The organism is Promicromonospora sp. NPDC050249, from assembly GCF_040656015.1.
Taxonomy (GTDB): domain Bacteria; phylum Actinomycetota; class Actinomycetes; order Actinomycetales; family Cellulomonadaceae; genus Promicromonospora.
Genome location: NZ_JBFAKY010000023.1, coordinates 22909 through 47591 on the forward strand (window position 1 = coordinate 22909; position 24683 = coordinate 47591).

A 24683-nucleotide genomic window follows, 5' to 3' on the forward strand; every position below is an offset into this window, starting at 1 on the left:
TTCTGACGGCGGTCCGCTCCGGCGGCGGCGAACCACGAGCAGGTCCGAAGCCGGATGTCGGTGGCGCGTGGTGGGATAGGCACGTGAACGGGGACACGGAGCAGGACACGCTGCCGGACGGAGCGCTGCTCGGGCTGGACGAGGTGGGCGCTGTGCCCGCGGGTGGCCGTGGGCGTGGTGGGTCCCGCAACCCGCTCGACAACGCCGAGACCAACGGCGTCCCGATCACCCAGACGCTCCCCGTGGCGCACGTCGTGCTCGACCTGCAGCCCGCGCACCTCGACCAGGCGTACGACTACCTCGTCCCGGTCACCATGGCCGAGGACGCCCAGCCCGGCGTCCGCGTCAAGGCCCGCTTCGGGCGGCAGGACGTCGCGGGGTACGTGGTTGCCCGCCAGGAGACCTCCGACCACGACGGCCGCCTCGTGCCGCTGCGCAAGGTGGTGTCGGGCGAGCAGGTGCTGACGCCGCAGGTGCTGGACCTGTGCCGCGCCGTCGCGAACCGTTACGCGGGCACCCTGGCCGACGTGCTGCGCCTCGCCCTGCCGCCACGGCACGCACGCGTCGAGAAGGAACCGGTGCCTCCCGCTCCCGCGGTGGTCGAGCCTGCCGAGACCCCGGAACCCGCGGAGACCCCGCCGTCCGCCGCCTGGGCCCCGTACCGCGGGGGAGAGGCGTACCTGCGCCGGATCATGGCGGGCGAGGCACCGCGTGCGGTGTGGTCGGCGCTGCCGGGCGTCGGCATCGATACGGACGCGCGGACCGGAAGCACCAGCGCGAGCACGCCGCACTGGGCGGCCGCCGTCGCGCAGGCCGTCCTGGCGTGCGTCGCGGGCGGGCGCGGGGCGCTGGTGGTCGTACCCGACGCCCGGGACGCGGCGCGCGTGACCGCGGCGCTGGAGCTCGCCGGCCTCGGGGCGGACGCCGTCGTGCGGCTCCTCGCGGACGACGGTCCGGCCCCTCGCTACCGGGCGTTCCTGCGCGCCCTGCGGGGCGCCGCGCGTGTGGTGGTCGGTACCCGGGCCGCGATGTTCGCGCCGGTCACGGACCTCGGGCTGGTCGTCCTGTGGGGCGACGGCGAGGAGACCCTCGCCGAGCCCCACTCCCCGTACCCCCACGCCCGTGACGTGCTGGCGCTGCGCGCGGAGCGGGAGAACACGGCGTTCCTGCTGGGCTCGCCGGGGCGCACGGTGCAGGCGCAGGCACTGCTGGCGTCCGGCTGGGCTCGTGAGCTCGCGGCACCCAGGGACGTCGTCCGGTTCCGTGCGCCGCGTGTCCGGGCCCTGACCTCGGTAGAGCTGGCGCGGGACGGCGCCGCCGCAGCGGCCAGGCTGCCGTCCGTGGCCTGGAAGGCGGCTCGCGATGCCCTGGAGCGCGGTCCCGTGCTGGTACAGGTGCCACGGTCGGGCTATCTGCCGGTCGTGGCGTGCTCGCGCTGCCGGGTCGCCGCCCGGTGCGGCCACTGTCACGGCCCGCTGGGTCTCCCGCACGCCGACGGTGCGCCGCAGTGCTCGTGGTGCGGCCGGCTGGCGGGCGGGTGGCACTGCGAGGAGTGCGGCTGGACCGGTCTGCGGTCGGTGCGTGTCGGTTCCGCCCGCACGGCAGAGGAGCTGGGGCGCGCGTTCGCCGGCGTGCCGGTGCGGCTGTCCTCCGCGACGGCACCGGGCGGTGTCCTCGACGCCGTCCCCGGCACGCCCGCGCTCGTCGTCGCGACACCCGGCGCGGAGCCGGTCGCCGAGTCCGGGTACGCGACGGCCCTCCTCCTCGACGCGGCAGTGATGACGGGCGGTACCGGCCTCGCCTCGGGCACGGAGGCCCTGCACCGGTGGCTGGCCGCCGCGTCCCTGGTCCGGCCCGGGCCGGAGGGACAGGTGCTGCTCGTCGGCGACGGCGCCCCCGGGCCGACGCAGGGCCTGGTGCGCTGGGACCCTGCAGGCTTCGCCGAGCGCGAGCTCGACGAGCGGGCCGAGCTGCACCTCCCGCCGGCCGTGCGCGTCGCTGCGGTGACCGGAGACCGAACGGCTGTCGAGGCCGTCGTCGCCCGGGTCGGGCTGCGCGAGGATCCAGGGGCGGGCTCGGGGGTGCTCGGGCCGGTCGAGCTCGACCCGGACGCCGTCGGGCGCGGGCCGGGAGGCCGGGGCACGGGGGCGCCGTCGTCCGGCCGGGGCGGCACGGCCGGTGTGCAGGCGCTGGACCTGCCCGTGCGGACCGTGCTGCGCGTACCGCTCGCCCAGGGCGACGAGCTCGCCCGTAGGCTCAAGGCGAGCCTTGCCGTCCGCTCCGCACGCCGTGAGGGCGGGACGGTCCGTGTCCAGCTCGACCCGAAGGAGATGCTGTGAGCTCTGCCGACCCCGCGACCGCCCCCACGACCCGACCGGAGGCCGACACGGCAGCCGACACTGCGACGGACCGGGTGACCGGCATCGACACGGTGGTCTACGACTTCGGGAACGTCCTGGTCGGCTGGGACCCCTTCGGCCCGTACGCGGGGCGGCCCCGGGCCGAGATCGAGGCCTTCTTCGAGGCGGTCGACTTCAACACGATCAACCACGCGGCCGACGCCGGTACGCCGTTCTCGGTGCTGCTCGAACGCCTGGAGCGCACCCGTCCGGACCTCGTCGAAGACCTGCGCCGGTACGTGGAGCACTACGAGCTGTCGCTCACGGGACCGATAGAGGGTTCGGCGGAGCTGGTGGCCGAGCTGAAGGGCCTGGGGCTGCGGCTGTACGGGCTCACCAACTGGCAGGCCGAGACGTTCCACAGCGCCGAGCCCGCCGCGCCGGCGATCGGCCTCATGGAGGACGTCATAGTGTCCGGCCGTGAGGGCATGGCCAAGCCCGACCGGCGCATCTTCGAGCTGGTCGTGGAGCGGTTCGGCGTGGATCCGTCGCGCGCCGTGTTCATCGACGACAAGGACGTGAACGTGGACGCAGCGCGCGGCGTCGGGTTCCACGGTGTCGTGTTCACGACGACGGCGGCCCTGCGCAAGGACCTGCGCGCGCTGGGGCTCCCGGTCGCCGAGTAGCGGGCCCGGTCGGCGTCGCCCGCGCGGGAGCAGGGTGCGGGCCGCCGAACCTACACTGACCCGGTGCGTCTTCTCTTCGCAGGAACCCCCGAACCCGCCGTCGCCTCGCTGGAGGCTCTGCTCGCCTCGCGCCACGAGGTGGTCGCCGTCCTGACCCGCGCAGACGCGCCCTCGGGCCGCGGCCGCAAGCTCACGCCGAGCCCCGTGCGGGCCCGCGCCGAGGAGGCCGGGATCCCCGTCATCACGGACGTCCCGCGCGGTGACGAGTTCATCGAGCGGCTGCGGGCCCTCGAGATCGACGCCGCCCCGGTCGTCGCGTACGGCCACATCCTGCGCCCGGCGGTCCTGGCGGTGCCCCGCCTCGGCTGGATCAACCTGCACTTCTCGGTGCTGCCCGCCTGGCGCGGCGCCGCTCCGGTCCAGCGTGCGGTGATCGCGGGCGACGAGGTGACGGGCGCGACGACGTTCCTGCTCGACGAGGGCATGGACACCGGCCCCGTCCTCGGCACGGCCACCGAGACCATCCGGCCCACCGACACGTCGGGCGACCTGCTCGGCCGCCTCGCGGTCTCCGGCGCCGAGCTGCTCGTCGCCACCCTCGACGCGCTCGAGGACGGCGCCCTCCAGCCCCAGCCGCAGCCCGCCGACGGCGTGTCCGTGGCGCCCAAGCTCACCACCGACGACGCCCGCGTCTCCTGGACCGACCCGGCGCTAGCGATTGACCGCCTGGTGCGGGGCTGCACGCCCGCGCCCGGCGCGTGGAGCGTGCTGCCGGACGGCACCCGCCTGGGCCTCGGGCCGGTCGCTCCCCGCCCGGAGGTCACCGACCTGCGGGCGGGCGAGGTGCGCGCGCTGAAGCACGAGGTGCTGGTCGGCACGGCCACGCACGCCGTCGCGCTCGGCGAGGTGCGGCCCGTCGGGAAGAAGGCGATGCCCGCGCCCGACTGGGCGCGGGGTGGCGGACGCCCGCTCGTGGAGGCCGGCCTCGTGCTGGGCGGCGTGGCCGGCTGAGCCGCCGAGACGGCTGAGCCGACGTGGTTCGCACCGGTGCGGACCACGTCGGCTCAGCTCACGTTCAGATCAAGCCTGTGCTCAGTTGTAGAACTCCTTGACGGCGGTGCAGCGCGTCGCCGTCGAACCGTTCATCTCGCAGAGCCGCCCGGCGAGGCGGGTGTCCTCCACCCAGATCATGGCCTTGTCACACTTGACGCCGTCCGAGGCGACGTTGTCCCGGCAGTACACGTGCGTGCCGCCCTCGTTCCCGACGCGCCAGACGTCGAGCCGCACGTTGCGGTCGTTGCCGTAGGTGTCCCAGGCCTGGACCCGGTTGGCGGAGTCGTCCGCGAACGCCTTCGCGACCACGGTGCCCGAGGCGTTCGTCAGGGTCCAGGACATGTCGTTGGCGGACGCGCTGGGCATCGCCCCCAGTACGAGACCGATCGACGCGGCAGCAACCAGGGCGCCGTGGGCCAGCTTCTTCCCGAACATGTTTCCTCCAGTGTGGCTCTCGTGCGGATGGTGCGCTTCTGTCACCGCGCGGACGCAAGGCTAGGAGCCTGGGGGGTGACCAGCTCAGCGAGGTGATGGGCAGATCTCCCCATGGTGCTTCGGCCTGATCCGTGCAGAGACGGCTGACCAGGCGCGTCAACGTAGGATCGGGGAGTGCCGAACACCTCTTCTCACCCGCCCCAGGACGACCCGCGCCGCGACGACCCGCGCCGGAACTCTCGAGGCAGGGAACGCAGCGCGGCGCGGTTCCGGGCCGGCGACCGCCCCCGCACGTCGCAGGCGCCGTCGGAGCGTCGCAAGCGCACCGACCCGGCCCGGATGGCCGCGTTCGACGTGCTGCGCGAGGTGGACGAGTCCGACGCGTACGCGAACCTGGTGCTGCCCCCGCTGCTGCGCGAGCGACAGATCCGCGGGCGGGACGCGGGCTTCGCGACCGAGCTCACCTACGGCACGCTGCGCCTGCGCGGCCGGTACGACGCGATCCTGGCGACCTTGGTGGACCGCCCGCTGCCCGGGCTGGACCCGGCGCTGCTCGACGTCCTGCGGCTCGGTGCCCACCAGGTCCTCGGCATGCGGGTGCCCGTGCACGCCGCCGTCTCCGAGACGGTGGGGCTCGCGCGCAACCGCGTGGGCGCAGGGCCCGCGCAGATGGTGAACGCGGTGCTGCGCCGGGTGTCGGAGCGTTCGCTCGACGAGTGGCTCTCGGTGCTCACGAAGGAGGCGCCGGACGCCCTGGCCGGTCTCGCGGCGACCGAGTCCCACCCGATGTGGATCGCCCGGGCGATGCGCGAGGCGCTGGCGGGCAACGGCCGCGACGTGGACGAGATCGGGGCCCTGCTGGCCGCCGACAACGTGTCGCCGCGCGTCACGCTCGTGGCGCGGCCTGGCCTGGTCGACGCCTCGGACGACGCCGCGTGGGGCGACGCCGACCTGGTGGGCGGGCGCTGGGCAGCGACCGCGCTGCGCCTGGAGGGCTCGGACCCCGCGGGGATCCCCGCGATCCGGGAGGGCCTCGCCGGCGTACAGGACGAGGGTTCGCAGCTCGTGACCCTCGCCCTCGCGGACGCGCCCCTGGAGGGCCGTGACGAGCGCTGGCTCGACCTGTGCGCCGGCCCGGGCGGCAAGGCGGCCCTGCTGGCGGCGCTGGCCGCCCAGCGCGGCGCGACGCTGGTCGCCAACGAGGTGGCGCCGCACCGTGCCCGCCTCGTCGCGAACGCGCTCGCGGCCATGCCCGAGGGCGCGGTCGAGGAGGTGCGCACCGGTGACGGGCGTGAGGTGGGTGCCGACGAGCCCGGCGCCTACGACCGCGTGCTCGTCGACGCTCCCTGCACCGGGCTGGGCGCGCTGCGCCGTCGGCCCGAGAGCCGGTGGCGGCGGACGCCGGCGGACCTCGCCGCGCTGACCGGGCTGCAGCGCGAGCTGCTCGCCTCGGCGCTGGACGCCGTCCGGCCCGGGGGAGTGGTGGCGTACGTGACGTGCTCCCCGCACCTCGCCGAGACGCAGCTCGTGGTCTCCGACGTGCTGAAGAAGCGCGACGACGTCGAGCGGCTCGACACGGCCGCCGCCGTGCGGTCCGTGGTCAGCGCCGGTGGCGCAGGCGAGGAGATTCCCCTGTCGGACCGCGACGACGTCCAGCTGTGGCCGCACGTGCACGGCACGGACGCGATGCACCTGACGCTGCTGCGCCGGACGGCGTGAGCCGGACTCGTCGGTCAGTGAACCTCCGGTTCAGGTCCCCCCGCCGCTCCTGCGGTTGACGCGACTGACGAGCGTGCCGACCGCCGTCGGGACCGACACGGCTGCTGCCGCTCCGAAGGCGATGAAGACCGCGAGGTAGATCAAGGACGCGTCCGGCCTGCTCCCGGGCAGGGCCAACCGAGCGTTGGTCGGTCGTGCCGGCTCGTAGACGATGTCCACGGAGTCGCCTTCGTAGAACACACCGCCCTGCACCGGGACGTGCGCGCTGTGCTTGATGCCGTCCTGGACGGGGAACCGGACGTCGAGCTCACCGGCACCTTCCCAGGTGCTTTTCACGACGACGCCTCGCGTGGTCACGCCGGTCGTCCGGAGTGCTGTCGCGTCGTTGATGGAGCTCGCTGCGAGCAGACCGAAGACCGCGGTGCTGAGAACGGGCATGACGACCAGCAGGAGAACGACCTGGGACGTCTCCAAGGTGGCCAGGAAAGGGGTCCTCGGACTTGCGGGTGGTTCGTCACGGGGGAGCGCAGTCTCCTCCTTCCTCCGCGCCACGGCACGCCGCAGGAGCTCGCCGACCGCAACGACCCCAGCGAGCAGGCACACGATCGCGAACAGATCGAGACCGGCAAAGAGAAGGACCTGCCCGTCGATCAGCGGCTCGTCGACGGCGACGATCCGCCCAGGGTCGCGGGGGTCGTACAGGACGTCGAGCCGATCGTTGAACGCGAGGTCACTCGAGCCACGAGAGAGAGTCGCCTCGAAGTACGGCGGATCATCCGGCCGGACGACCACCGTGTCCGGTCCTTTGCGCACCCAGTTGTAGTCGACCACCCAGGCGTCGACCTGGACTCCGCGGTCCTCGAGGATCACCCGGTCGCGGATGTAGTCGAACGTGGCGAAGGCGGGATACGTAGAGACGATGACGGCCATGCAGGCGATGAACGTGAGGTTGCTGGTACTGGATCTCCGGATACGTCGCTTCCGGTCCGCCGACGTGGTGGTCCCTGGAGCAGTCACGCTGGGAGGTTATCCGTGCTCACCGGTGCAGAGTCACACGCATCGGGGCACGCGGCGGGTGAACCTTGTCGACGCGCTCGTCGGCTCCGTCAGACCCCCGCCGGCGGCCACACCCCGATGATCACGGCCATGACCAGGATCGTCACGAGCTCGTGGGCCAGGTTCAGGGAGGTGAGCGCCGGGGGACGGCCCTCGAAGGCGTCGTGCGTGATCATGCGCGCGGCGGTGAACCCGATCCAGAGCAGGACCGCGGTCACGACGGACGCCGTGAGGAACGCGCCCTGGTAGAACTCCCACGAGATGTAGACGGCGCCGGCCAGCACCCACGCCGTCAGGAAGCTGACGATGACGGTGACGACGATGGGCCAGATGCCTGCCGCCTCTGCCGCCTTGGGGTCCACCTTCGCCAGCCGCATCCAGCGGGTGCCGAACACCTTCGGCGTGTACCAGAGCGAGCCCACGACAAGCGTGGACAGCGTGGCCACTATCACTGCCCAGTAGTTCACTTCAGGGATCATCGTTGCTCCCGGACTGTGGGGACTGCGCGGTTGGGTATGCGGTTCGGTGGTGCAGAGAATCGCGCTCTACGCTGGCATCATGGCAGCCCTCATCGCCCCGAGCATCCTGTCCGCCGACTTCGCGAACCTGGAGCGCGACCTCGGCCGGATCGCCGACGCCGACTACGCGCACGTCGACGTCATGGACAACCACTTCGTGCCGAACCTGACGCTGGGGCTGCCGATCTTCGAGCGGCTCGCGAAGGTGTCGCCCATACCGCTCGACGCGCACCTCATGATCGAGAACCCCGACCGGTGGGCGCCCGCGTTCGCGGAGGCGGGGGCGACGTCGGTCACCTTCCACGCGGAGGCGGCGCAGGCGCCGGTGCGCCTGGCGCGGGAGCTGCGGAAGCTCGGGTCGCGGGCGGGCGTCGCGCTGCGCCCCGCGACGCCGGTGGAGCCCTACCTCGACCTGCTCGCCGAGATCGACATGATCCTCGTGATGACCGTCGAGCCAGGGTTTGGCGGGCAGTCCTTCATCGAGGGCACCCTGCCGAAGATCCGCCGCGCACGGGAGGCCGTGAGCGAGTCCGGCCTCGACGTGTGGATCCAGGTCGACGGGGGAGTGTCGCGAGAGACGATCGAGCGCGCGGCCGAGGCCGGGGCGAACGTCTTCGTGGCGGGTTCGGCGGTGTACGGGGCCGAGGACATCCCGACCGAGATCGCGACGCTGCGCGAGCTGGCGAGCAGGCACACGCACTGAGCTGAGCCGCCGGCGCGGACGCGGAGCTCGCCGGTCGTTCGTGTTGGTTCTCTTCGACACGCGCATAAAAAAGTGTGCCAAGCGCATGCTGCGCAACGCCCTCCCCAGGAGCCACGTCACCGAGAGCCCCGACCGGGGGAGCCCGGCTCGTACTTTTGCCTGATCCGGCGACGCCCCCGGCCCTCGTAGCATGGGCGCGTGTCCGCCATCCGCTCGGTCTGGGACGAACCGCGGCCCGCCGATCCGCCCGTGCGCGTGTGGCGGGACTGGGTGCTCGTCGCCCTTGTCGTGGCCGGGGCAATGATCGAGGCGGTCACGCGGACGGACGTCCAGGGACGGTGGTTGGAGCTCGCCACCGTCGTCGTGCTCGCGCCGACGCTGCTGTGGCGCCGGACGCACCCGCTGACGACGGTCGTCGTCGCGTTCGTCGTCTCGACGGCGCCGGCGCTCGTACTCGGTCGCGACCTGGACCTCGCCTCGAACGTCTTCGTGCTGGTCCTGGCGTACGCGCTGTTCCGGTGGGGGAGCGGGCGGGCGATGGTGCTCGGCGCAGCGGTGGTCCTGGCGAAGATGGGGCTGAACGCGGCGCTCGGCTTCCTCACGCTCGCTGACGTGGGCATCGGCTGTCTGATCCTCGGCTCGACGTTCGCGCTGGGCCTGGCGCTCCGGTACCGGTCCGGCGCGCGCCGGCGCGAACGCGAGCAGGTGGTGCTGCTCGAACGGGAGCGACTGGCCCGGGACCTTCACGACGTCGTCGGGCACCACATCTCGGCGGTCGCGGTGCGGGCACAGGCCGGGCTCGCCGTGTCGCGGACCGATCCCGGAGCGGCTGCCGATGCCTTGCGGGTGATCGAGGAGCAGGCCTCCCGTGCGCTCGCCGAGATGCGCACGCTGGTCCGCGTCCTGCGCTCGGACGAGCTCCGTCCCGGCGAGGGCGGCGGCGACCGTGCCGACGAGGCGGAAGAGCTCGCTCCCGGGCCCACGCTGGCCGACGTCGAACGCCTCGCCGATCCCACCGTGCCGCGCGTCGAGGTCGACCTGGAGGGCGACCCCGCCCGGGTCTCGGCGGCCGTGGGCGGCGCGGTGCAGCGCATCGCGCAGGAGTCGGTCACGAACGCGCGCCGTCACGCCCGGGGTGCCACCCGGATCGCGGTCCGCGTCGCCGTCGGCGAGACGTCCGTCCGGCTCCGGGTGTCCGACGACGGCGCTGCGCCGGCCACTCCGGGCCACGGCGGGTACGGCCACGACGGGTACGGGCTGGCCGGGATGCGTGAGCGTGCGGCACTGCTGGGCGGCACGCTCGACGCCGGGCCGGACCTGGCCGGCTGGACCGTCGAGGCGGTCCTCCCGCTCTCGGGCGCCGCATGACCGCCGGGCGCGTGACTACCGGGAACATCCGGGTCCTCGTGGCCGACGACCAGGAGATCGTCCGTACGGGCCTCACCATGATCCTGAACGCCCAGGAGGGCATCGAGGTCGTCGGGCAGGCCGCCGACGGCCGGGCCGCCGTCGAGCTGGCACAGCGCCTGCGCCCCGACGTGACCCTGCTCGACATCCGGATGCCGGACGTCGACGGCATCGAGGCGACCAGGCTGCTCGCGGGCCCCGGCGTCGCTGACCCGCTCGCCGTCGTCGTGATCACCACGTTCGACCTGGACGAGTACGTGTACGCGGCCCTGCGCGCCGGGGCTCGCGGTTTCCTGCTCAAGGACGCCGGACCGGCGCTCCTGGCCCAGGCGGTCGAGGCCGCCGCGTCCGGTGACGCCCTGATCGCCCCGAGCGTCACCACGCGCCTCCTGCGCGCCTTCGCCGACACCGGTCCGCGCGACCTGCCCGCCCAGCCGCTGGACCCCCTCACCGCACGCGAGGAGGAGGTTCTGCTGGCGGTGGCCGTCGGCCGGACGAACACCGAGATAGCGCGCGAGCTGTTCGTCACGCTGAGCACCGTGAAGTCCCACGTCGCGAACATGATGACCAAGCTGAGGGCACGCAACCGCGTGGAGGTGGCGCTCTGGGCGTACGACACGGGGCGGCTCCGCCCCGTGCGCCCCACGCGCGAGCCCTGACGCGGCCCGCACTCGTACTTTCGGCCAGGCCGAGACTGGTCCGCAGGCCCATGACCCACGGGGGTCCTGCGGAGCAGGCTCGCACCATGACCACATCCCAGGTGACGACCAAGCTCACCAGCCGCCGCCAATGGCTCGTTCCCGCGGGCCTTCTCCTGCTCGCGCTCGTCCCCGCGCTGGGCGGCGCCGCGCGCGTCTCCGAGCTGGCCGCCGACCCCGTGCTCACCGCCGACAACGCGCGGTTCGTGACCCAGCCGGTCCCGGTGCTGGTGCACATCGTCTGCGTGACCGTCTACAGCATGCTGGGCGCGTTCCAGTTCGTCCCGAGCCTGCGGCGGCGCAGCTGGCACCGGCTGGCGGGCCGCGTCCTGTTCCCTGCCGGGCTCGGTGTCGCGCTGACGGGGCTCTGGATGACTGCGTTCTACGACCTGCCCGCCAAGGACACCGTGGTCGTCAACGGGGTGCGCTACGTGGTCGGTGTCGTGATGGTGATGTCACTGGTTCTGGGGGTGCGCGCGGCGCTGCGCCGCGACTTCGTGACGCACCGGGCATGGATGGTGCGGGCGTACGCGCTGGCCATGGGCGCGGGTACGCAGGCGCTGCTGCTCGGCCCGTACATCGTGGTCGCGGGCGTACCGGGTCCGGCAACCAACACGGCGCTCATGACCGCAGCCTGGGTCATCAACGCGGCGGTGGCCGAGTGGGTGATCCGTCGGCGGCGGACAGCGGGCAGGGTGTGACGCAAGCCATGCCGACGGCCGCGAGGTTTGTGGCATGCTGGCACGCAGCAGTACGCACACACGTGCTCCGGGGTCGGTGTAATTCCGAGCCGGCGGTTATAGTCCGCGACCCGCGTCCTCCGCGAGGAGGACCGGTTGATCTGGTGAAACTCCAGGACCGACGGTGAAAGTCCGGATGGGAGGAAGCACGTGCGGCGTCGCCGTCCCCTGGGACGCGCGTCGTCGTGACGTCGTGCGCGCGGGCAGGGCCGGCCGGCCTCGTCCGCGCACCCGTCGTCCACCCCGGAGCACCGAAGCTCGGGGAGGACAGCATGACCCAGCCACCGCAGGGCCACGCCGCGGCGTACGCGGCCACGACGTTCGGGACGACGACGCTCCGGACCGCCATGCGCCGCGCTCTCGCGCTGGCCGCGCAGGGCCCGGCCTACGGCCCGAACCCGCGGGTCGGCTGCGTGCTCCTCGACCCGGGCGGTCATCCGGTCGCCGAGGGCTTCCACCGTGGCGCAGGGACACCGCACGCGGAGGCAGCGGCGCTGGCCGCCGCCCGTTCGCGTGGCGTCGACCCACGGGGGACGACAGCGGTCGTCACGCTCGAGCCCTGCGCCCACCACGGCCGTACCGGACCCTGCGCCGACGCCCTGATCGACGCGGGTGTCGCCGCGGTGCACGTCGCGGTCGCGGACCCGAACCCGGTGGCGACGGGCGGCGCGGCCAGGCTGCGCGCCGCAGGGATCGAGGTGACGACCGGCATCCTCGCCGACGAGGGCGAGGAGCTGCTGCGCCAGTGGCTGCACGCTGTCCGGACCGGACGCCCCTACGTGACCCTCAAGCTGGCGACCAGCCTCGACGGGCGGGTCGCCGCCGCGGACGGTACGAGCCGCTGGATCACCGGCCCGCAGGCACGGGCCCACGCCCACACGATCCGCGCGCAGGTCGATGCGATCGCCGTCGGCACAGGGACTGCCCTGACCGACGACCCGTCGCTCACCGCACGGACGATCGACGGCGGCCTCTTCGAGCACCAGCCGCTCCGGGTGGTCGTCGGGCGCCGCGAGGTGCCTGACGGCGCCCGACTGCGCGGTCCGGGCGGCGCCCTGCTGCACCTGCCCGAGCACGACCTCGATGCCGTCCTGCGCGAGCTCGCCGAGCGCGAGGTGCGCCACCTGCTCGTGGAGGGCGGCCCCACCCTGGCCACCGCGCTGCTCGCCGCCGACGCGGTGGACGAGCTCCACGCGTACGTGGCACCCGTGCTGCTCGGCGCGGGCGCGACCGCCGTCGGCGACCTGGGCGTCACCACGATCGGCGACGCCGCACGCTTCACCACCCACGACGTGACCCGGCTCGGCGACGACGTGCTCCTGGTAGCGCGCCGCGCCCAGCCGGCCCAGCCCGGCGAGGCCGGCGCGGCCACCGATTCAGTCCAGTCAGCCCAGCCCGGTCGGCTCAGCCGGCACACCAAGGAGGAGATCTGATGTTCACCGGAATCATCGAGGAGCTCGGCTCCGTCGTCGCGCTCGTCCGGCCTGACGGCGACGACGGTGCGGACGCCGTCGTCACCGTCGCGGGCCCGCTCGCCGCGTCCGACGCCCGGCCCGGTGACTCGATCGCCGTCGACGGGGTGTGCCTCACCGTCGTCTCCGTGGCGGACGGCTCGTTCGTCGCGGAGGTCATGCCCGAGTCGCTGCGCCGCAGCTCGCTCGGGGGCCTCGTCCCGGGTTCCGTGGTGAACCTGGAGCGCGCGCTGCCCGCGAACGGGAGGCTGGGCGGGCACGTCGTCCAGGGACACGTCGACGGCAGCGCGACGCTGGTGCGCCGCACGCCCGGCCCGCGCTGGGACGACCTGGAGTTCTCCGCTCCCGCGGCCCTGACCCGGTACGTCGCGGAGAAGGGTTCCATCGCGCTGGCGGGAGTCTCGCTGACCGTCACGTGGGTGTCCGACGGTGGCTTCGGGGTGTCGCTCATCCCGACCACGCTCGCCGCGACGACGCTCGGCCGGCTGGTCCCGGGCGACGTCGTGAACGTCGAGGTGGACGTGCTCGCGAAGTACGTCGAGCGGCTCCTCGCGGCGGGGATGTCGGTGCCGGGCGGGACGACCGCAGCGGATACGGCGGCCGGCGTCGGCGACCTGACCGGGGCCGCACGATGAGCGCGGGCGGGACGGTGCACGTCATGCACCAGGGCGCCGTGGACACGGGCCTCGTGGAGCGGGCCCTCGCCGAGCTCGCCGCCGGTCGGCCCGTCCTCGTGGCGGACGACGCGGGCCGCGAGAACGAGGTCGACGTGGTGTTCGCGGCGAGCGTCGCGACCGCCGAGTGGGTGGGCTGGACCGTGCGGCACTCGTCCGGCTACCTGTGCGCGCCGATGCCCGCGCACCGCGCGGACGCGCTGGAGCTCCCGCTGATGGTGGAGCGGAGCGAGGACCCCCGACGGACCGCCTACACGGTGTCCGTCGACGCCGCGGTGGGTGTCACCACTGGTATCTCGGGTGCGGACCGTGCGCGGACGCTGCGCGTGCTGGGCGACCCGGCTGCGGGCCCGCGGGACCTGATCCGGCCGGGGCACGTGCTGCCCCTGCGGGCGCGGGCCGGCGGCGTGCTGGAGCGTGCGGGGCACACCGAGGCAGCAGTGGACCTCGTGCGGCTGGCGGGCGGTGCGGGACGGGACCTGGGCGAGGTGGGCGCCATCGCAGAGCTCGTCCGGGACGACGGCGCCGTGATGCGCCTGGCCGAGGCGCAGGCCCTGGCCGACGAGACGGGGCTCGTGGTGCTGACCGTCGCGGACCTGGTGGCGTGGCGCCGGGTGCACGACCCTGCCCCGCAGGTCGACGTCGTGGACGCGACGGCCGCCGATGGGGCCGGCACCCCGGCCCTCCGCGTGCTCAGGGTGGCGGAGGCGTCGCTGCCGACACGGCACGGGGACTTCAAGGTGGTGGCGTACCGGGACCTGCGTTCGGGCGCGGAGCACCTGGCGCTGACGCCCGTCGCGCTGTCCGGTCCGCGTCGTGCGGGCTCCGTGCAGGAGGAGGCGACGCGTGCGGGGGCGCTGGTGCGGGTGCACTCCGAGTGCCTGACGGGCGACGCCCTGGGCTCCCTGCGGTGCGACTGCGGTCCGCAGCTGGAGGCCTCGCTGGCGGCGGTCGCCGACGAGGGCGGCGCCGTCGTGTACCTGCGGGGCCACGAGGGCCGGGGCATCGGCCTGGCGGCGAAGATCCAGGCGTACACGCTGCAGGACGGCGGGCGGGACACCGTGGAGGCGAACGTCGACCTCGGGCTGCCGGTGGACGCGCGGGAGTACGGCGCGGCGTCGGCCATCCTGGCGGATCTCGGGCTCGACGGGGTGACGCTGCTGACGAACAACCCGGAGAAGGTCGCGGGCCTGCGGGCGGCGGGCACCGACGTCGTCGGGCGCCGTGGCCTCGTGGTGGGACGCGGCGTGCACAACCACCGGTACCTGGAGACGAAGCGCGTGGTCATGGGCCACCGCATCGAAGAGCTGGACCTCGAGCTCGCGCTCGAGCCGAGCCTTGAACCGAACCTTGAACGAAGCATGGCCGAGGACGAAGGAGCATGCGCATGAGCGGCGCTGGAGCACCGAAGGTGACTGTGGACGGTAGCGGCCTGCGGGTCGTCGTGATCGCGGCGAGCTGGCACGAGCAGGTGATGGACGGGCTGCTGGCGGGTGCCAGGAGGGCGCTGCGGGAGTCGGGCGCCGACTGGACGGAGGTCCGCGTGCCGGGCTCGTTCGAGCTGCCGGTCGCGGCGGCACGAGCGGCAGCCGGGGGAGCGGACGCCGTCGTGGCGCTCGGGGTCGTGATCCGGGGCGGCACACCGCACTTCGAGTACGTGTGCTCCGCGGCGACGACCGGCCTGACGGACGTGAGCGTGCGCACCGGCGTCCCCGTCGGGTTCGGAGTGCTGACGTGCGACGACGAGAAGCAGGCGCTGGACCGTGCGGGTCTGGAGGGCTCGAAGGAGGACAAGGGGGCCGAGGCGGTGGAGGCAGCGATCGCGACGGCGGCCACGCTGCGCGATCTGGCTCTCGCTCCCGTCCTGCATTAATAGTGTGCCAAGCGTCCAAGACATCACCCAGACTCGGGAGAAAAACCGACCAAAGCCTGAAAGAACGGGGTCCTCGGCACATGTACCGGGTATGAGAACCACACATGCTCGGCGGTCGACATCTCGTCTGATCTCACGATCGGCGCTGACGACGGCGCTCGTCAGCGCCGCCGTCGCGGCGGTCACGGCAGGCGGGCTCGCCGGCTGCGCTGCGGCGCAGCCGGCCGGGGGAGCGCAGCCCTCGGGCACGGGGGAGACCGTGGACTCGGCGCTGGACCCGTCGCAGGACCCCGCGTCCGATCCGACGGGCGGGTCCGCCGCCGCCTGCGTCGACTGGGTCTCCTTCGAGACCCCGGCGGAGGCGGCCGCTGACGCGGGCGCCGTGCTCCGGGGGACCGTGGTGGAGCAGGACGGCACGGCGCAGATGTACGGCGTCGAGTCCAACCGCTGGCTGGTCAGCGTCGAGGAGGTGCTCGAGCGGCCGGATCCGCCGTCGGGCCGCCCGCAGACGCAGCCCGAGCTCGAGGTCTCGCCCGGGGAACAGATCACCGTCGTCTCGACGCCGCAGACGTGCAGCGGGGAGGCATACCTCGAGGGTGACCCGCTCGACCCGGCGAGCGGTCTCGGCGGCGCGGACGGCTCCGTGATCATCCTCCTGTCCGCAGCCTTGGGTGACGGCTTCGGCGACGGCTCAGCGGAGCAGGACGACGTCGACGACTTCCATCTGATCACGCCGTACCAGGGCGTCCTGACCCCGGCGAAGGACGGCGCGCTGCCGTCGAAGTGGCCCGCGTCATAGCGGCGAGTGGCCACCACGTGGGACAGGGACGGCCGGCGCCCCCGTCGCCCGACTAGGCTGAGCCCGTGAAGACCTTCGAGACCCTGTTCGCCGAGCTGACCGAGAAGGCCGAGACCCGTCCAGCGGGTTCCGGCACCGTGGCCCAGCTGGACGCCGGCGTCCATGCGATAGGCAAGAAGGTCGTGGAGGAGGCCGCCGAGGTGTGGATGGCGGCCGAGTACCAGTCGGACAGCGAGACCGCTGAGGAGATCTCCCAGCTCCTGTACCACCTGCAGGTCCTGATGGTCGCCAAGGGACTGACCCTCGAGGACGTGTACACGCATCTGTAGCGGGACCTCGTGTCTCGCGCCCAGATCCGTCGTACACCCAGAGAGGAACAACCACATGCTGCGCATAGCCGTCCCCAACAAGGGTGCCCTGTCCGGCCCCGCCTCCGAGATGCTGCGCGAGGCGGGCTACCGCCAGCGCCGCGACACCCGTGAGCTCGTGCTCGCCGACCCCGAGAACGACGTCGAGTTCTTCTTCCTGCGCCCGCGCGACGTCGCGGTCTACGTGGGCACCGGAACGGTCGACGTCGGGATCACCGGCCGTGACCTCATGCTCGACTCGGGCGCCGACGCCGTCGAGCACCTCGGCCTCGGGTTCGCCCGGTCCACGTTCCGGTACGCGGCGCCCGCCGGCCCGGGCGAGACCGACCCCGTGACCGAGGTGAGCCAGATCGCCGGGCGGCGCGTGGCGTCGTCGTACACCACGCTCGTGGCCCAGCACCTGGCGAAGCAGGGCGTCGAGCCCGCCGCGATCGTGCACCTGGACGGCGCCGTGGAGTCGAGCGTGCGGCTCGGCGTCGCGGACGTCATCGCCGACGTCGTGGAGACCGGCACCACCCTGCGGGCCGCGGGCCTCGAGGTGTTCGGCGAGCCGATCCTGCGCTCCGAGGCAGTGCTCATCCGGCAGTCGGACGCCGAGCCGCCCGCCGGCCTCGACATCCTGACCCGCCGCCTGGAGGGCGTGATCACCGCTCGTGAGTACGTGCTCATGGACTACGTGGTCCCCGCGTCGCGGCTCGAGGAGGCGGTGGCGATCACGCCGGGCAAGGAGTCCCCGACCGTCTCGGCGCAGCACCACAGCGACGCCTGCGCCGTGCGCGTCATGGTCCCGCGCCGGGAGACCAACCGGATCATGGACGCCCTGTACGACGTCGGCGCGCGAGCGATCATCGTGACGTCGATCCACGCCTCGCGGTTGTAGGCCTCATGGGTGCGGGGGCGGGCACGGGTCGGGGGACAGCAGGCAGCGCCCCTCGCCGTGACCGTGACCGCTTCCGCACCTTCCGGGGTCGCTTCGGCACCCCGACGGCGTACGCCCTGGCGATCCTGGCCGGTGGCGGCTGCACGTTCGTCGCGCTGGCGTCGAGCACCGCCGACACCGCCAACCGCGTGGCGATGATCGTCTTCGGGCTGGTGGGCGCCGTGATCGCGTGGCGCTTCGGCGCCGTGCGCGCCGTCCCGGACCCGGGCGGCCTCACCGTGGTCAACTACGCCACGAGCCGCCGGCTCGTCTGGGCCGAGATCGTGACCGTGCGGTTCGGGCCCAACGACCCCTGGGTGCACCTCGACCTGGCGGACGGCGACGTGCTCGCAGTGATGGGCATCCAGCGAGCCGACGGCGAGCACGGCATGGCCGAGGCGCGCCGCCTGGTGGCGCTCATCGCCGAGCTGGGCGAGGCCGAGGAGCCTGGCCGGGGCACGCCCGACCGGAAGTAGGCTCGACCAGAAGCAGCGGGACAGCAGAACGGCGGTCGAGCCCCCCGAGATCAGGTCTCGGGGAGCTCGACCGCCGTCGTCATGCGACTGCTGGTCGAGCGTCAGCCGGGATCAGCGGCTGGTGCGCGCGTCCCAGTGCGGGGTGGTGCGGGCACGGGGGCCACGCTCGCCGTCGGGACGGCGGTGGTCGCCACCGCTCCGGGGGGCACGGTCACGGTCGCCGCCGGTACGCGCGGGGCCGCGGTCGAGCGTGATGCGGAGCGGCTTGCCGGCCACGCGGGCGCGGCCCAGCCGGTCCAGCGCCTCGGTGTCCAGCGGCGCGATGATGTCCACCAGCGAGAAGCTGCCGAAGATGTCGATCTTGCCGACGTCGGCGCCGGTGATGCCGCCCTCGCCGGTCAGCGCGCCGACGATCCCGCCAGGCTGCACGCCGTGCGTGTGCCCGACGGCGATGCGGTAGCGCGTGCCACGGGCCGGACGGCGGATGCCGCGGTCGCCCTCGGACCGGCCGCGCGGAGCACCACGGTCGCCGGACCGGTCGTGCCGGTCACCGTCGCGCGTGGTGCGCCTGGCGGCCGCCGACTTGGCCTCGGCCTGCTCGCGCTCGTACTCCTCCTGCTCGGCACGGGCGCGGGGGCCGTCGTCGCCGACCGCGAGCGCCGCCATGGCGGCTGCGATCTCGATGGGGTCGGTGCCGGTCTCGTCCGCGTAGGCGCGGATGAGGTCGGTGTACATCTCGAGGCGGCCTGCTTCGCGGCGGGCCGCGACCTTGCCGAGGGCGCGCTTGACCTGGTGGGCCGAGACGTCGCGGGGGGAGGGGATGGCGACCTCTTCGAGCGAGGCGCGGATGGTGCGCTCGATGCTGCGGAGCTTGCCGCGCTCGTGGGGGGTGACGAAGGTGAGTGCTTCGCCGGTGCGTCCGGCGCGGCCGGTGCGGCCGATGCGGTGGACGTAGGCCTCGGGCTCGCCGGGGACGTCGAAGTTGACGACGAGGCCGATGCGGTCGACGTCGAGGCCGCGGGCTGCGACGTCGGTGGCCACGAGGACGTCGAGGGCGCCGGAGCGGAGTCGCTCGACGATCTTCTCGCGTTCCTTCTGGGCGACGTCACCGGAGATGGTGGCGGCGGAGATGCCCTTTTCGATGAGGGCGGAGCCGACGTCCTCTGCTGCGCCGCGGGTGCGGGTGAAGACGATGGCGGCGTCGGCGTCGGAGGTGGCGAGGACGCGGGCGAGGGAGCCGACCTTGTGGCGGAAGGGTACGACGGCGTAGGTCTGGCGCACCGCGGTGACGGTGGAGGCCTGCCGGGTGACGGCGATCTGCACGGGGTCGGTCATGTGGTGGTCGGCGACCTTGCGGATGGCCGGCGGCATGGTGGCGGAGAAGAGGGCGACCTGGCGCTTGGTGGGTGCCTGGCCGAAGATCTCCTCGACGTCCTCGGCGAAGCCCATGCGGAGCATCTCGTCTGCTTCGTCGAGGACGAGGAAGCGGATGTCGTCGAGCTTGAGGGCGCCGCGGTCGAGGTGGTCCTTGATGCGGCCGGGGGTGCCGACGACGACGTGGACGCCGTCGCGCAGGGCGCGCTGCTGGGGGATGTAGGGGGCGCCGCCATAGACGGGCAGGACGCGGACGTCGTCGAGCTCGGTCGCGAAGGACTCGATGGCGTCGGCGACCTGCATGGCGAGCTCGCGGGTGGGGGCCAGGACGAGGGCCTGGACCTTGCGGAGCTTGGGGTCGATGGCGGCGAGCAGCGGGAGGCCGAACGCGGCGGTCTTGCCGGTGCCGGTCTGGGCGACGCCGGTGATGTCGCGGCCGGCGAGCAGCTCGGGGATGGCGCGTGCCTGGATGGCGGAGGGTGTGACGAAGCCGAGCTTGTCGACGGCTGCCATGAGCTGCGCGGGGAGGCCGAGGCTCGCGAAGGTCGGGCCGGTGGGCTCGGGCTCCGGGGCGGGTGCTGCGGGCTCGGCGGTGGCCGGCGCGGCGGCCTGCTCCGGGGCGGATGCCTCGGGGGCCGCGGTCTCCGGGGTGGTGTCCTCGGAGGTGGTGTTCTCAGTGGTGACGGCCTCGGGGGTCGTCTGGTCGCCGGTGTCGGCGATGGCCTGCTCGGTGTCCTGCTCAGCAGGCGCGATCAGGTCATGGGTGTCGATAGACATGCAGTGATGCACCGTTCGTCGTCGCGGGCGGAGTCAGGGCCGAGGTGAGGGCCCTCGCGTCGCTCGCTCCCGAAACACCTTCCCCGCAGCCGAGGCTGCGGGCCTGTCTCGCACGTTTTGTGCACACACGGGAAGACGACGAACTCCTGGGGATGTGGCACCACCCTATCCGCTGCTGGGGCCTTCGGCACAGAGTGAGGGAGCGTGACGTGCAGCACGCGGGTGATGTTGTGCGTGGTGAGGGGCGTTGTCGGGCCCTCGGACGGCGCGCCAGTGCGGATACGCAACGCTCTCCCCGTAGTATTGCGGCCGAGACGAGACCGGCGTGAGCAAGGGCGGTGAGCGTGTCCACTGGGGCGGAGATGAGCTCCCGGGTCCTGACCGTGCCCAACATGATCAGCCTGGTGCGGCTGGCGCTCGTGCCGGTCTTTGCCGTGCTGATCGTCGTGGGCGAGGACGGCTGGGCGCTGTTGGTGCTCGCTGTCTCGGGCGCCTCGGACTGGCTCGACGGTGTCCTCGCCCGTCGCCTGAACCAGGTCACCCGGCTCGGCCAGATCCTTGACCCGTTCGCCGACCGGCTCTTCATCTTCGTGACGCTGATCGGTCTGGCGTGGCGCGAGGTGGTTCCCCTGTGGCTCGTGCTGGCGATCGTGGCGCGGGACGTGCTGCTCGTGCTGACGGTGCCGGTCCTGGCCCGCCTGGGCTACGGGACGCTGGAGGTGACGCTGGTCGGCAAGGTCGCGACGTTCGCCCTGCTCTACGCGTTCCCGCTGCTGCTCCTCGCGGCGGTACCCGGCTGGCTGGGCGCTGCGGCGCACGTGGTGGGCTGGGCGTTCACCTGGTGGGGCGTCGGCCTGTACTGGCTGGCGGGGCTGCAGTACGTGGCCCAGGTGCGGCGCCTGGCGGCCGCTGCATGATCGCTCCGCACGCCCCCGCGCCGCACAGCACCACCGCACGCCCCGCAGGGCGGCGTCCCGACGAGTCGATGACGCTGCTGCGCGAGGTCACGGACCGCCCTCTGGACCCGGGCTACGCGCTGATGGCACGGCGACGCGCCGAGGCGGGGGAGACGGCGCCGCGTCGTGGGACGGCGAGCACGCTGGGTCTGCTCCTGGTCGCCGTGCTGCTCGGTGCCGCTACCACCGTCGCCGTCCTCGACCTGCGAGCGCCGCAGCCGTTGGTGACGAAGGGCCGTACGGTGCTCATCGAGCAGATCCAGGAGCGCAGTGCCGAGGTGGAGTCGCTGTCGCGGCGTTCAGCGGAGCTCAGCGCGGAGGTGGACGGGCTGCAGGGTGCCTCGTTGCTGCCGTCGGCGTTGGTGGAGATCAACGAGCTGGACCGGTGGGTGAACGGTGCGGTGCCGGTACGGGGTCCTGGGATGGTGGTGAGGCTGACCGACGGCGCGGGTGGTGGGCTGGTGGAGCCGGGTGACGCGCCCGCGGAGTCGCGGGTGCGGGACGCGGACGTGCAGTTCGTCGTCAACGAGCTGTGGGCGGCGGGGGCGGAGGCGGTCGCGGTGAACGATCAGCGGCTGACGTCGTTGTCGGCGATCCGGAACGCGGGTGACGCGATCCTGGTGGACCTGCAGCCGTTGAACGGCCCTGTGTACACGGTCGAGGCGGTGGGTGACCCGGAGGACATGCAGGTCGAGTTCGCGCGTTCGGCGGGCCTGGGGTTCCTGCAGCTGCTGAGCGCGGAGTACGGCATCGAGCACGAGGTGACCGCGAGCGAGGGGATGTACCTGCCGGGTGCGGGTTCCCCGACGCTGCGGTACGCGCAGACAGCGCAGTCAACGCAGGACCGATCCGAGGAGGACAACGGATGATCGCGATCGTCGGGCTCGTGATCGGGGTGGTCGCCGGTCTCGTGCTGCAGCCGACCGTCCCGCTGATACTGCAGCCGTACCTGCCGATCGCGGTGGTCGCGGCCCTGGACGCCCTGTTCGGAGGTCTGCGTGCGATGCTCGACGGGCTGTTCGACGACAAGGTCTTCCTGGTCTCGTTCCTGTCGAACGTGGTGGTGGCGGCGTTCATCGTGTTCCTGGGCGACCAGCTCGGTGTGGGCGGGCAGCTGTCGACGGCGGTGGTGGTGGTGCTGGGTATCCGGATCTTCTCGAACGCCGCCTCGATCCGCCGGCACATCTTCAAGGCGTGAGGGTCGCCGAAGGATTCCGGAAGTCTGTCGCAGGCACCCGGATGCGGTCACCGCACGTGGTGCGGTGAGGTGGCGACGTGCGCATCGATTCGCAACGCAAGGTCCGCGCGGGGCTGCCGCCGATGGGATGGAACAGCTGGGACTGCTTCGGCAGCTCGGTGACCGAGGCCGAGGTCATGGCCAACGCCCAGTTCATGGCTCAGCACCTGTTGCCGTACGGCTGGGACACCGTGGTGGTCGACATCCAGTGGTACGAGCCCGAGGCGGGCGTCCACGCCTACCAGCCGGTATCCGATCCGGTGCTGGACGAGTGGGGCAGGCAGCTCCCGGCTCCCGGGCGTTTTCCGTCGGCCGCCGACGGCTCGTTCCGGGAGCTCGCGGACCGCATCCACGACCTGGGACTGCGCTTCGGCCTGCACATGATGCGGGGGATCCCTCGCAGAGCGGTGGACCTGGACCTACCGGTACTCGGCGGTAACACCACGGCGGCCAGGATCGCCGACCGGGGGAACGTGTGTCCCTGGAACCCTGACAACTACGGCATCGACCACTCGGCTCCCGGAGCGCAGGCGTTCTACGACTCCCAGCTCGCGCTGTTCGCCGAGTGGGGAGTGGACTTCGTCAAGCTCGACGACGTGCTCTACCCGCCGACCCAGGGTGTCGAGATCGCCGCCTACTCGCGAGCGATCGAGCGGTGCGGACGACCGATCGTCCTGAGTCTCTCGCCGGGCAGGGCGCTGTCCCTGGCCCACCGGGAGGAGCTGGCCCTGCACTCGGAGATGTGGCGGATCTCCGACGACCTGTGGGACGCATGGCCGCAGCTGGAGGAGATGTTCCAGCGCGCTGCCCGCTGGGCGCCGCACCAGCGCCCGGGCGCCTGGGCCGATGCGGACATGCTGCCCCTGGGACGCCTTGGTGTTCGAGCGCACGTCGGCCAGGAGCGGGACTCGCGGCTCACGCTGGAGGAGCAGCGCACGATGATCACGCTCTGGGTCATGATGCGTTCGCCGCTGATGTTCGGCGGGCACCTGCCCGCCACGCCGCCCGAGACCTTGGGGCTGCTGCAGAACGCGGACGTGCTGAGGCTCCTTTCGAGCACGGGTAGCCGGGAGATCGTGCGGGACGGATCACTGGTGATCTGGCGCGCCGACTTCCCGGACCACGAGGTGTGCGCCGTCTTCTGGCTCGGCGACGAGTCGCAGGAGGTGACCGTCCATCTCTCCGACGTCGGCAGCGAGCGCCGCGGGCAGGTCCACGACCTCTGGGCCGGGGACGGCGTGCCGCTGCGCGACGGCAGCGTGCGCGTGACCGTGCCCGCCCACGGCACGCGCCTGCTGCGGCTGAGCTGACCCTCGAGCCGACGGCCCGGGCCCGGCACCAGCGCGTGGGCGATCTGCTCCCGAGTAGAGTGTTGGCGATGTACGGAGACACCAGCACCCACGGGCATGGCTTCAGGGCGTGAGCATGGGCAACGGCAAGGACCGCGCCGAGGACCGCGCCGAGGACCGCGCTGAGGACGGGGCCGAGAAGACGGCCGCCGACGTCCACGACGACGCGGAGCCGACGCCGCCTGTGCCGGGGCAGGCCGCGGCGGCGTCGGGCTGGAAGCGTGTGGCGCAGCTGCTGCGGCCCCGCGGCACACGCTCCGAGCTGCTCACCGGCCTGCTGTGCCTGGCGCTCGGGTTCGCGCTGGCCGTCCAGGTGGGGCAGTCGACGGGGGACCAGCTCAGCAGCCTGCGCCAGGACGAGCTCGTGCGGCTCCTCGACGAGGTGACGCAGCGCGCCGACCAGCTCGACGCGCAGGTCAGCGACCTGGAGGAGATCCGGGACGACCTGCGGTCGGAGGACGGGCGCGACCAGGCCGCGCGTGACCTCGCGCGGCAGCGCGCAGAGCAGGAGGGGATCCTCTCGGGCCGGCTCCCCGCCCACGGCCCTGGCGTGCAGGTCCACGTGGCCGACGGCGACCGGCCGCTGGAGGCACAGGTCCTGTTCAACCTCCTGGAGGAGCTGCGCAACGCCGGGGCCGAGGCGATCGAGGTCAACGGGGTACGGCTCGTCACCACCAGCTACTTCGTCGACTCCGGCGGCGGCGTCGTGCTCGACGGCGCCGCCATCGCCTCCCCGTACGAGTGGACCGCCATCGGCAACCCCGAGACGATCGACCGCGCCCTCGAGATCCCCGGCGGCGCCCTGCCCCGGATCCGGGAGGAGGGTGGCGAAGCGACCACCACCGTCTCGGACCAGGTCAGCGTCGATGCCGTGCGGATCCCCGGCGAGCCGGAGCACGCCGAACCGACCCAGGAGAAGTGACTGGAGGAGTGACTCGCGCCACGTTTGCGCCGGTTCCTGGCGAAGATCACCGCCACATCGGGCCGAGCTGTGAAATCTGGCATGCGGAACGGCCGTGACCTGGGTAGTTTTATCCGGGTTGGTTCCCTTCTTT

At 73.0% G+C, this 24683-nt stretch carries 25 protein-coding genes and 1 riboswitch; of the genes, 21 read left to right on the forward strand and 4 right to left on the reverse strand.

Translation table 11 applies throughout. The features are described 5' to 3' along the window. Nucleotides 1–83: 83 nt before the first annotated feature. The 3 genes from AB0I32_RS18580 (at nt 84) to fmt (ending at nt 4036) form a co-directional block, all read left to right on the forward strand. Nucleotides 84–2339 (forward strand): primosomal protein N', encoded by a 2256-nt coding sequence (locus AB0I32_RS18580; RefSeq protein ID WP_357508617.1) that lies wholly within the window; start codon nt 84–86, stop codon nt 2337–2339. Beyond that, nucleotides 2336–3025 (forward strand): HAD family phosphatase, encoded by a 690-nt coding sequence (locus AB0I32_RS18585; RefSeq protein WP_357508619.1) that lies wholly within the window; start codon nt 2336–2338, stop codon nt 3023–3025. The genes AB0I32_RS18580 and AB0I32_RS18585 overlap by 4 nt, the downstream gene beginning before the upstream one ends. 63 nt (nt 3026–3088) lie before the next feature. Then, the gene (gene fmt / locus AB0I32_RS18590; RefSeq protein ID WP_357508621.1) at nt 3089–4036 is read left to right on the forward strand and encodes a methionyl-tRNA formyltransferase; all 948 of its coding nucleotides are present in this window, start codon (nt 3089–3091) and stop codon (nt 4034–4036) included. 81 nt (nt 4037–4117) lie between these two features. Here the strand turns inward: fmt and AB0I32_RS18595 are convergent, their stop codons facing one another. Beyond that, nucleotides 4118–4513 carry a hypothetical protein gene (locus AB0I32_RS18595; RefSeq protein WP_357508623.1) on the reverse strand — a complete coding sequence of 132 codons (396 nt, stop codon included), beginning with the start codon at nt 4511–4513 and terminating at the stop codon, nt 4118–4120. 174 nt (nt 4514–4687) lie between these two features. Between AB0I32_RS18595 and AB0I32_RS18600 the strand changes: the two genes are divergently transcribed. Next, on the forward strand, nt 4688–6232 hold the full coding sequence (locus AB0I32_RS18600; protein WP_357508625.1) for a transcription antitermination factor NusB: 1545 nt from the start codon (nt 4688–4690) through the stop codon (nt 6230–6232). Nucleotides 6233–6262: 30 nt separating this feature from the next. On the opposite strand, the gene AB0I32_RS18605 is transcribed toward AB0I32_RS18600, so the two are convergent. Continuing rightward, nucleotides 6263–7249 (reverse strand): DUF3592 domain-containing protein, encoded by a 987-nt coding sequence (locus tag AB0I32_RS18605; RefSeq protein WP_357508627.1) that lies wholly within the window; start codon nt 7247–7249, stop codon nt 6263–6265. An 89-nt stretch (nt 7250–7338) separates the two neighbouring features. After that, nucleotides 7339–7767: a DUF1761 domain-containing protein gene (locus AB0I32_RS18610; protein ID WP_357508629.1), complete on the reverse strand. Its 429-nt coding sequence runs from the start codon at nt 7765–7767 to the stop codon at nt 7339–7341. Between the two features lie 79 nt (nt 7768–7846). On the opposite strand from AB0I32_RS18610, the gene rpe reads away from it, so the two are divergent. From rpe to AB0I32_RS18670, 12 genes are all read left to right on the forward strand, one after another. Beyond that, complete coding sequence (rpe, locus tag AB0I32_RS18615; RefSeq protein WP_357508631.1) at nt 7847–8509, forward strand: ribulose-phosphate 3-epimerase; 663 nt, start codon at nt 7847–7849, stop codon at nt 8507–8509. Between the two features lie 198 nt (nt 8510–8707). Next, entirely contained in the window at nt 8708–9877 is a 1170-nt protein-coding gene (locus AB0I32_RS18620) for a histidine kinase (protein ID WP_357508633.1), read from the forward strand. Beyond that, on the forward strand, nt 9874–10575 hold the full coding sequence (locus AB0I32_RS18625; RefSeq protein WP_357508635.1) for a response regulator transcription factor: 702 nt from the start codon (nt 9874–9876) through the stop codon (nt 10573–10575). The genes AB0I32_RS18620 and AB0I32_RS18625 overlap by 4 nt, the downstream gene beginning before the upstream one ends. An 86-nt stretch (nt 10576–10661) precedes the next feature. After that, nucleotides 10662–11315, forward strand: coding sequence for a DUF2306 domain-containing protein (locus AB0I32_RS18630; RefSeq protein ID WP_357508637.1), 654 nt, complete (start codon nt 10662–10664; stop codon nt 11313–11315). Nucleotides 11316–11373: 58 nt separating this feature from the next. Continuing rightward, a riboswitch (FMN riboswitch) is annotated at nt 11374–11508 on the forward strand. Between the two features lie 193 nt (nt 11509–11701). Beyond that, nucleotides 11702–12787 (forward strand): bifunctional diaminohydroxyphosphoribosylaminopyrimidine deaminase/5-amino-6-(5-phosphoribosylamino)uracil reductase RibD, encoded by a 1086-nt coding sequence (gene ribD / locus AB0I32_RS18635; protein ID WP_357508768.1) that lies wholly within the window; start codon nt 11702–11704, stop codon nt 12785–12787. Further along, entirely contained in the window at nt 12787–13461 is a 675-nt protein-coding gene (locus AB0I32_RS18640; protein ID WP_357508639.1) for a riboflavin synthase, read from the forward strand. The genes ribD and AB0I32_RS18640 overlap by 1 nt, the downstream gene beginning before the upstream one ends. Then, entirely contained in the window at nt 13458–14891 is a 1434-nt protein-coding gene (gene ribB / locus AB0I32_RS18645) for a 3,4-dihydroxy-2-butanone-4-phosphate synthase (protein WP_357508641.1), read from the forward strand. The genes AB0I32_RS18640 and ribB overlap by 4 nt, the downstream gene beginning before the upstream one ends. After that, nucleotides 14888–15373 (forward strand): 6,7-dimethyl-8-ribityllumazine synthase, encoded by a 486-nt coding sequence (gene ribH / locus AB0I32_RS18650; protein ID WP_357508643.1) that lies wholly within the window; start codon nt 14888–14890, stop codon nt 15371–15373. The genes ribB and ribH overlap by 4 nt, the downstream gene beginning before the upstream one ends. 91 nt (nt 15374–15464) lie before the next feature. After that, entirely contained in the window at nt 15465–16172 is a 708-nt protein-coding gene (locus AB0I32_RS18655) for a hypothetical protein (protein ID WP_357508645.1), read from the forward strand. Nucleotides 16173–16237: 65 nt separating this feature from the next. After that, a complete protein-coding gene (locus AB0I32_RS18660; RefSeq protein WP_108494143.1) occupies nt 16238–16501 on the forward strand; it encodes a phosphoribosyl-ATP diphosphatase in 264 nt (87 codons plus the stop codon). A gap of 55 nt (nt 16502–16556) precedes the next feature. Then, nucleotides 16557–17420, forward strand: a complete 864-nt coding sequence (hisG, locus tag AB0I32_RS18665; protein WP_357508647.1) for an ATP phosphoribosyltransferase — start codon at nt 16557–16559, stop codon at nt 17418–17420. Nucleotides 17421–17425: 5 nt separating this feature from the next. Continuing rightward, nucleotides 17426–17935 (forward strand): PH domain-containing protein, encoded by a 510-nt coding sequence (locus tag AB0I32_RS18670; RefSeq protein WP_357508649.1) that lies wholly within the window; start codon nt 17426–17428, stop codon nt 17933–17935. A 111-nt stretch (nt 17936–18046) separates the two neighbouring features. Here the strand turns inward: AB0I32_RS18670 and AB0I32_RS18675 are convergent, their stop codons facing one another. Then, nucleotides 18047–20086 carry a DEAD/DEAH box helicase gene (locus tag AB0I32_RS18675; protein ID WP_357508651.1) on the reverse strand — a complete coding sequence of 680 codons (2040 nt, stop codon included), beginning with the start codon at nt 20084–20086 and terminating at the stop codon, nt 18047–18049. Nucleotides 20087–20430: 344 nt separating this feature from the next. Here AB0I32_RS18675 and AB0I32_RS18680 point away from each other — a divergent pair, with 344 nt between their 5' ends. The 5 genes from AB0I32_RS18680 to AB0I32_RS18700 all read left to right on the forward strand — a co-directional run bounded on the left by AB0I32_RS18680 (nt 20431) and on the right by AB0I32_RS18700 (nt 24550). After that, nucleotides 20431–21003, forward strand: a complete 573-nt coding sequence (locus AB0I32_RS18680) for a CDP-alcohol phosphatidyltransferase family protein (protein ID WP_357508770.1) — start codon at nt 20431–20433, stop codon at nt 21001–21003. Then, nucleotides 21000–21911: a DUF881 domain-containing protein gene (locus tag AB0I32_RS18685; protein ID WP_357508653.1), complete on the forward strand. Its 912-nt coding sequence runs from the start codon at nt 21000–21002 to the stop codon at nt 21909–21911. Before AB0I32_RS18680 ends, AB0I32_RS18685 begins: the two co-directional genes overlap by 4 nt. Further along, the gene (locus tag AB0I32_RS18690; protein WP_108494149.1) at nt 21908–22240 is read left to right on the forward strand and encodes a small basic family protein; all 333 of its coding nucleotides are present in this window, start codon (nt 21908–21910) and stop codon (nt 22238–22240) included. The genes AB0I32_RS18685 and AB0I32_RS18690 overlap by 4 nt, the downstream gene beginning before the upstream one ends. Before the next feature lie 77 nt (nt 22241–22317). Next, nucleotides 22318–23589 (forward strand): glycoside hydrolase family 27 protein, encoded by a 1272-nt coding sequence (locus AB0I32_RS18695; RefSeq protein ID WP_357508655.1) that lies wholly within the window; start codon nt 22318–22320, stop codon nt 23587–23589. Between the two features lie 115 nt (nt 23590–23704). Continuing rightward, complete coding sequence (locus tag AB0I32_RS18700) at nt 23705–24550, forward strand: DUF881 domain-containing protein (RefSeq protein WP_357508772.1); 846 nt, start codon at nt 23705–23707, stop codon at nt 24548–24550. The last annotated feature ends 133 nt before the right edge of the window (nt 24551–24683 follow it).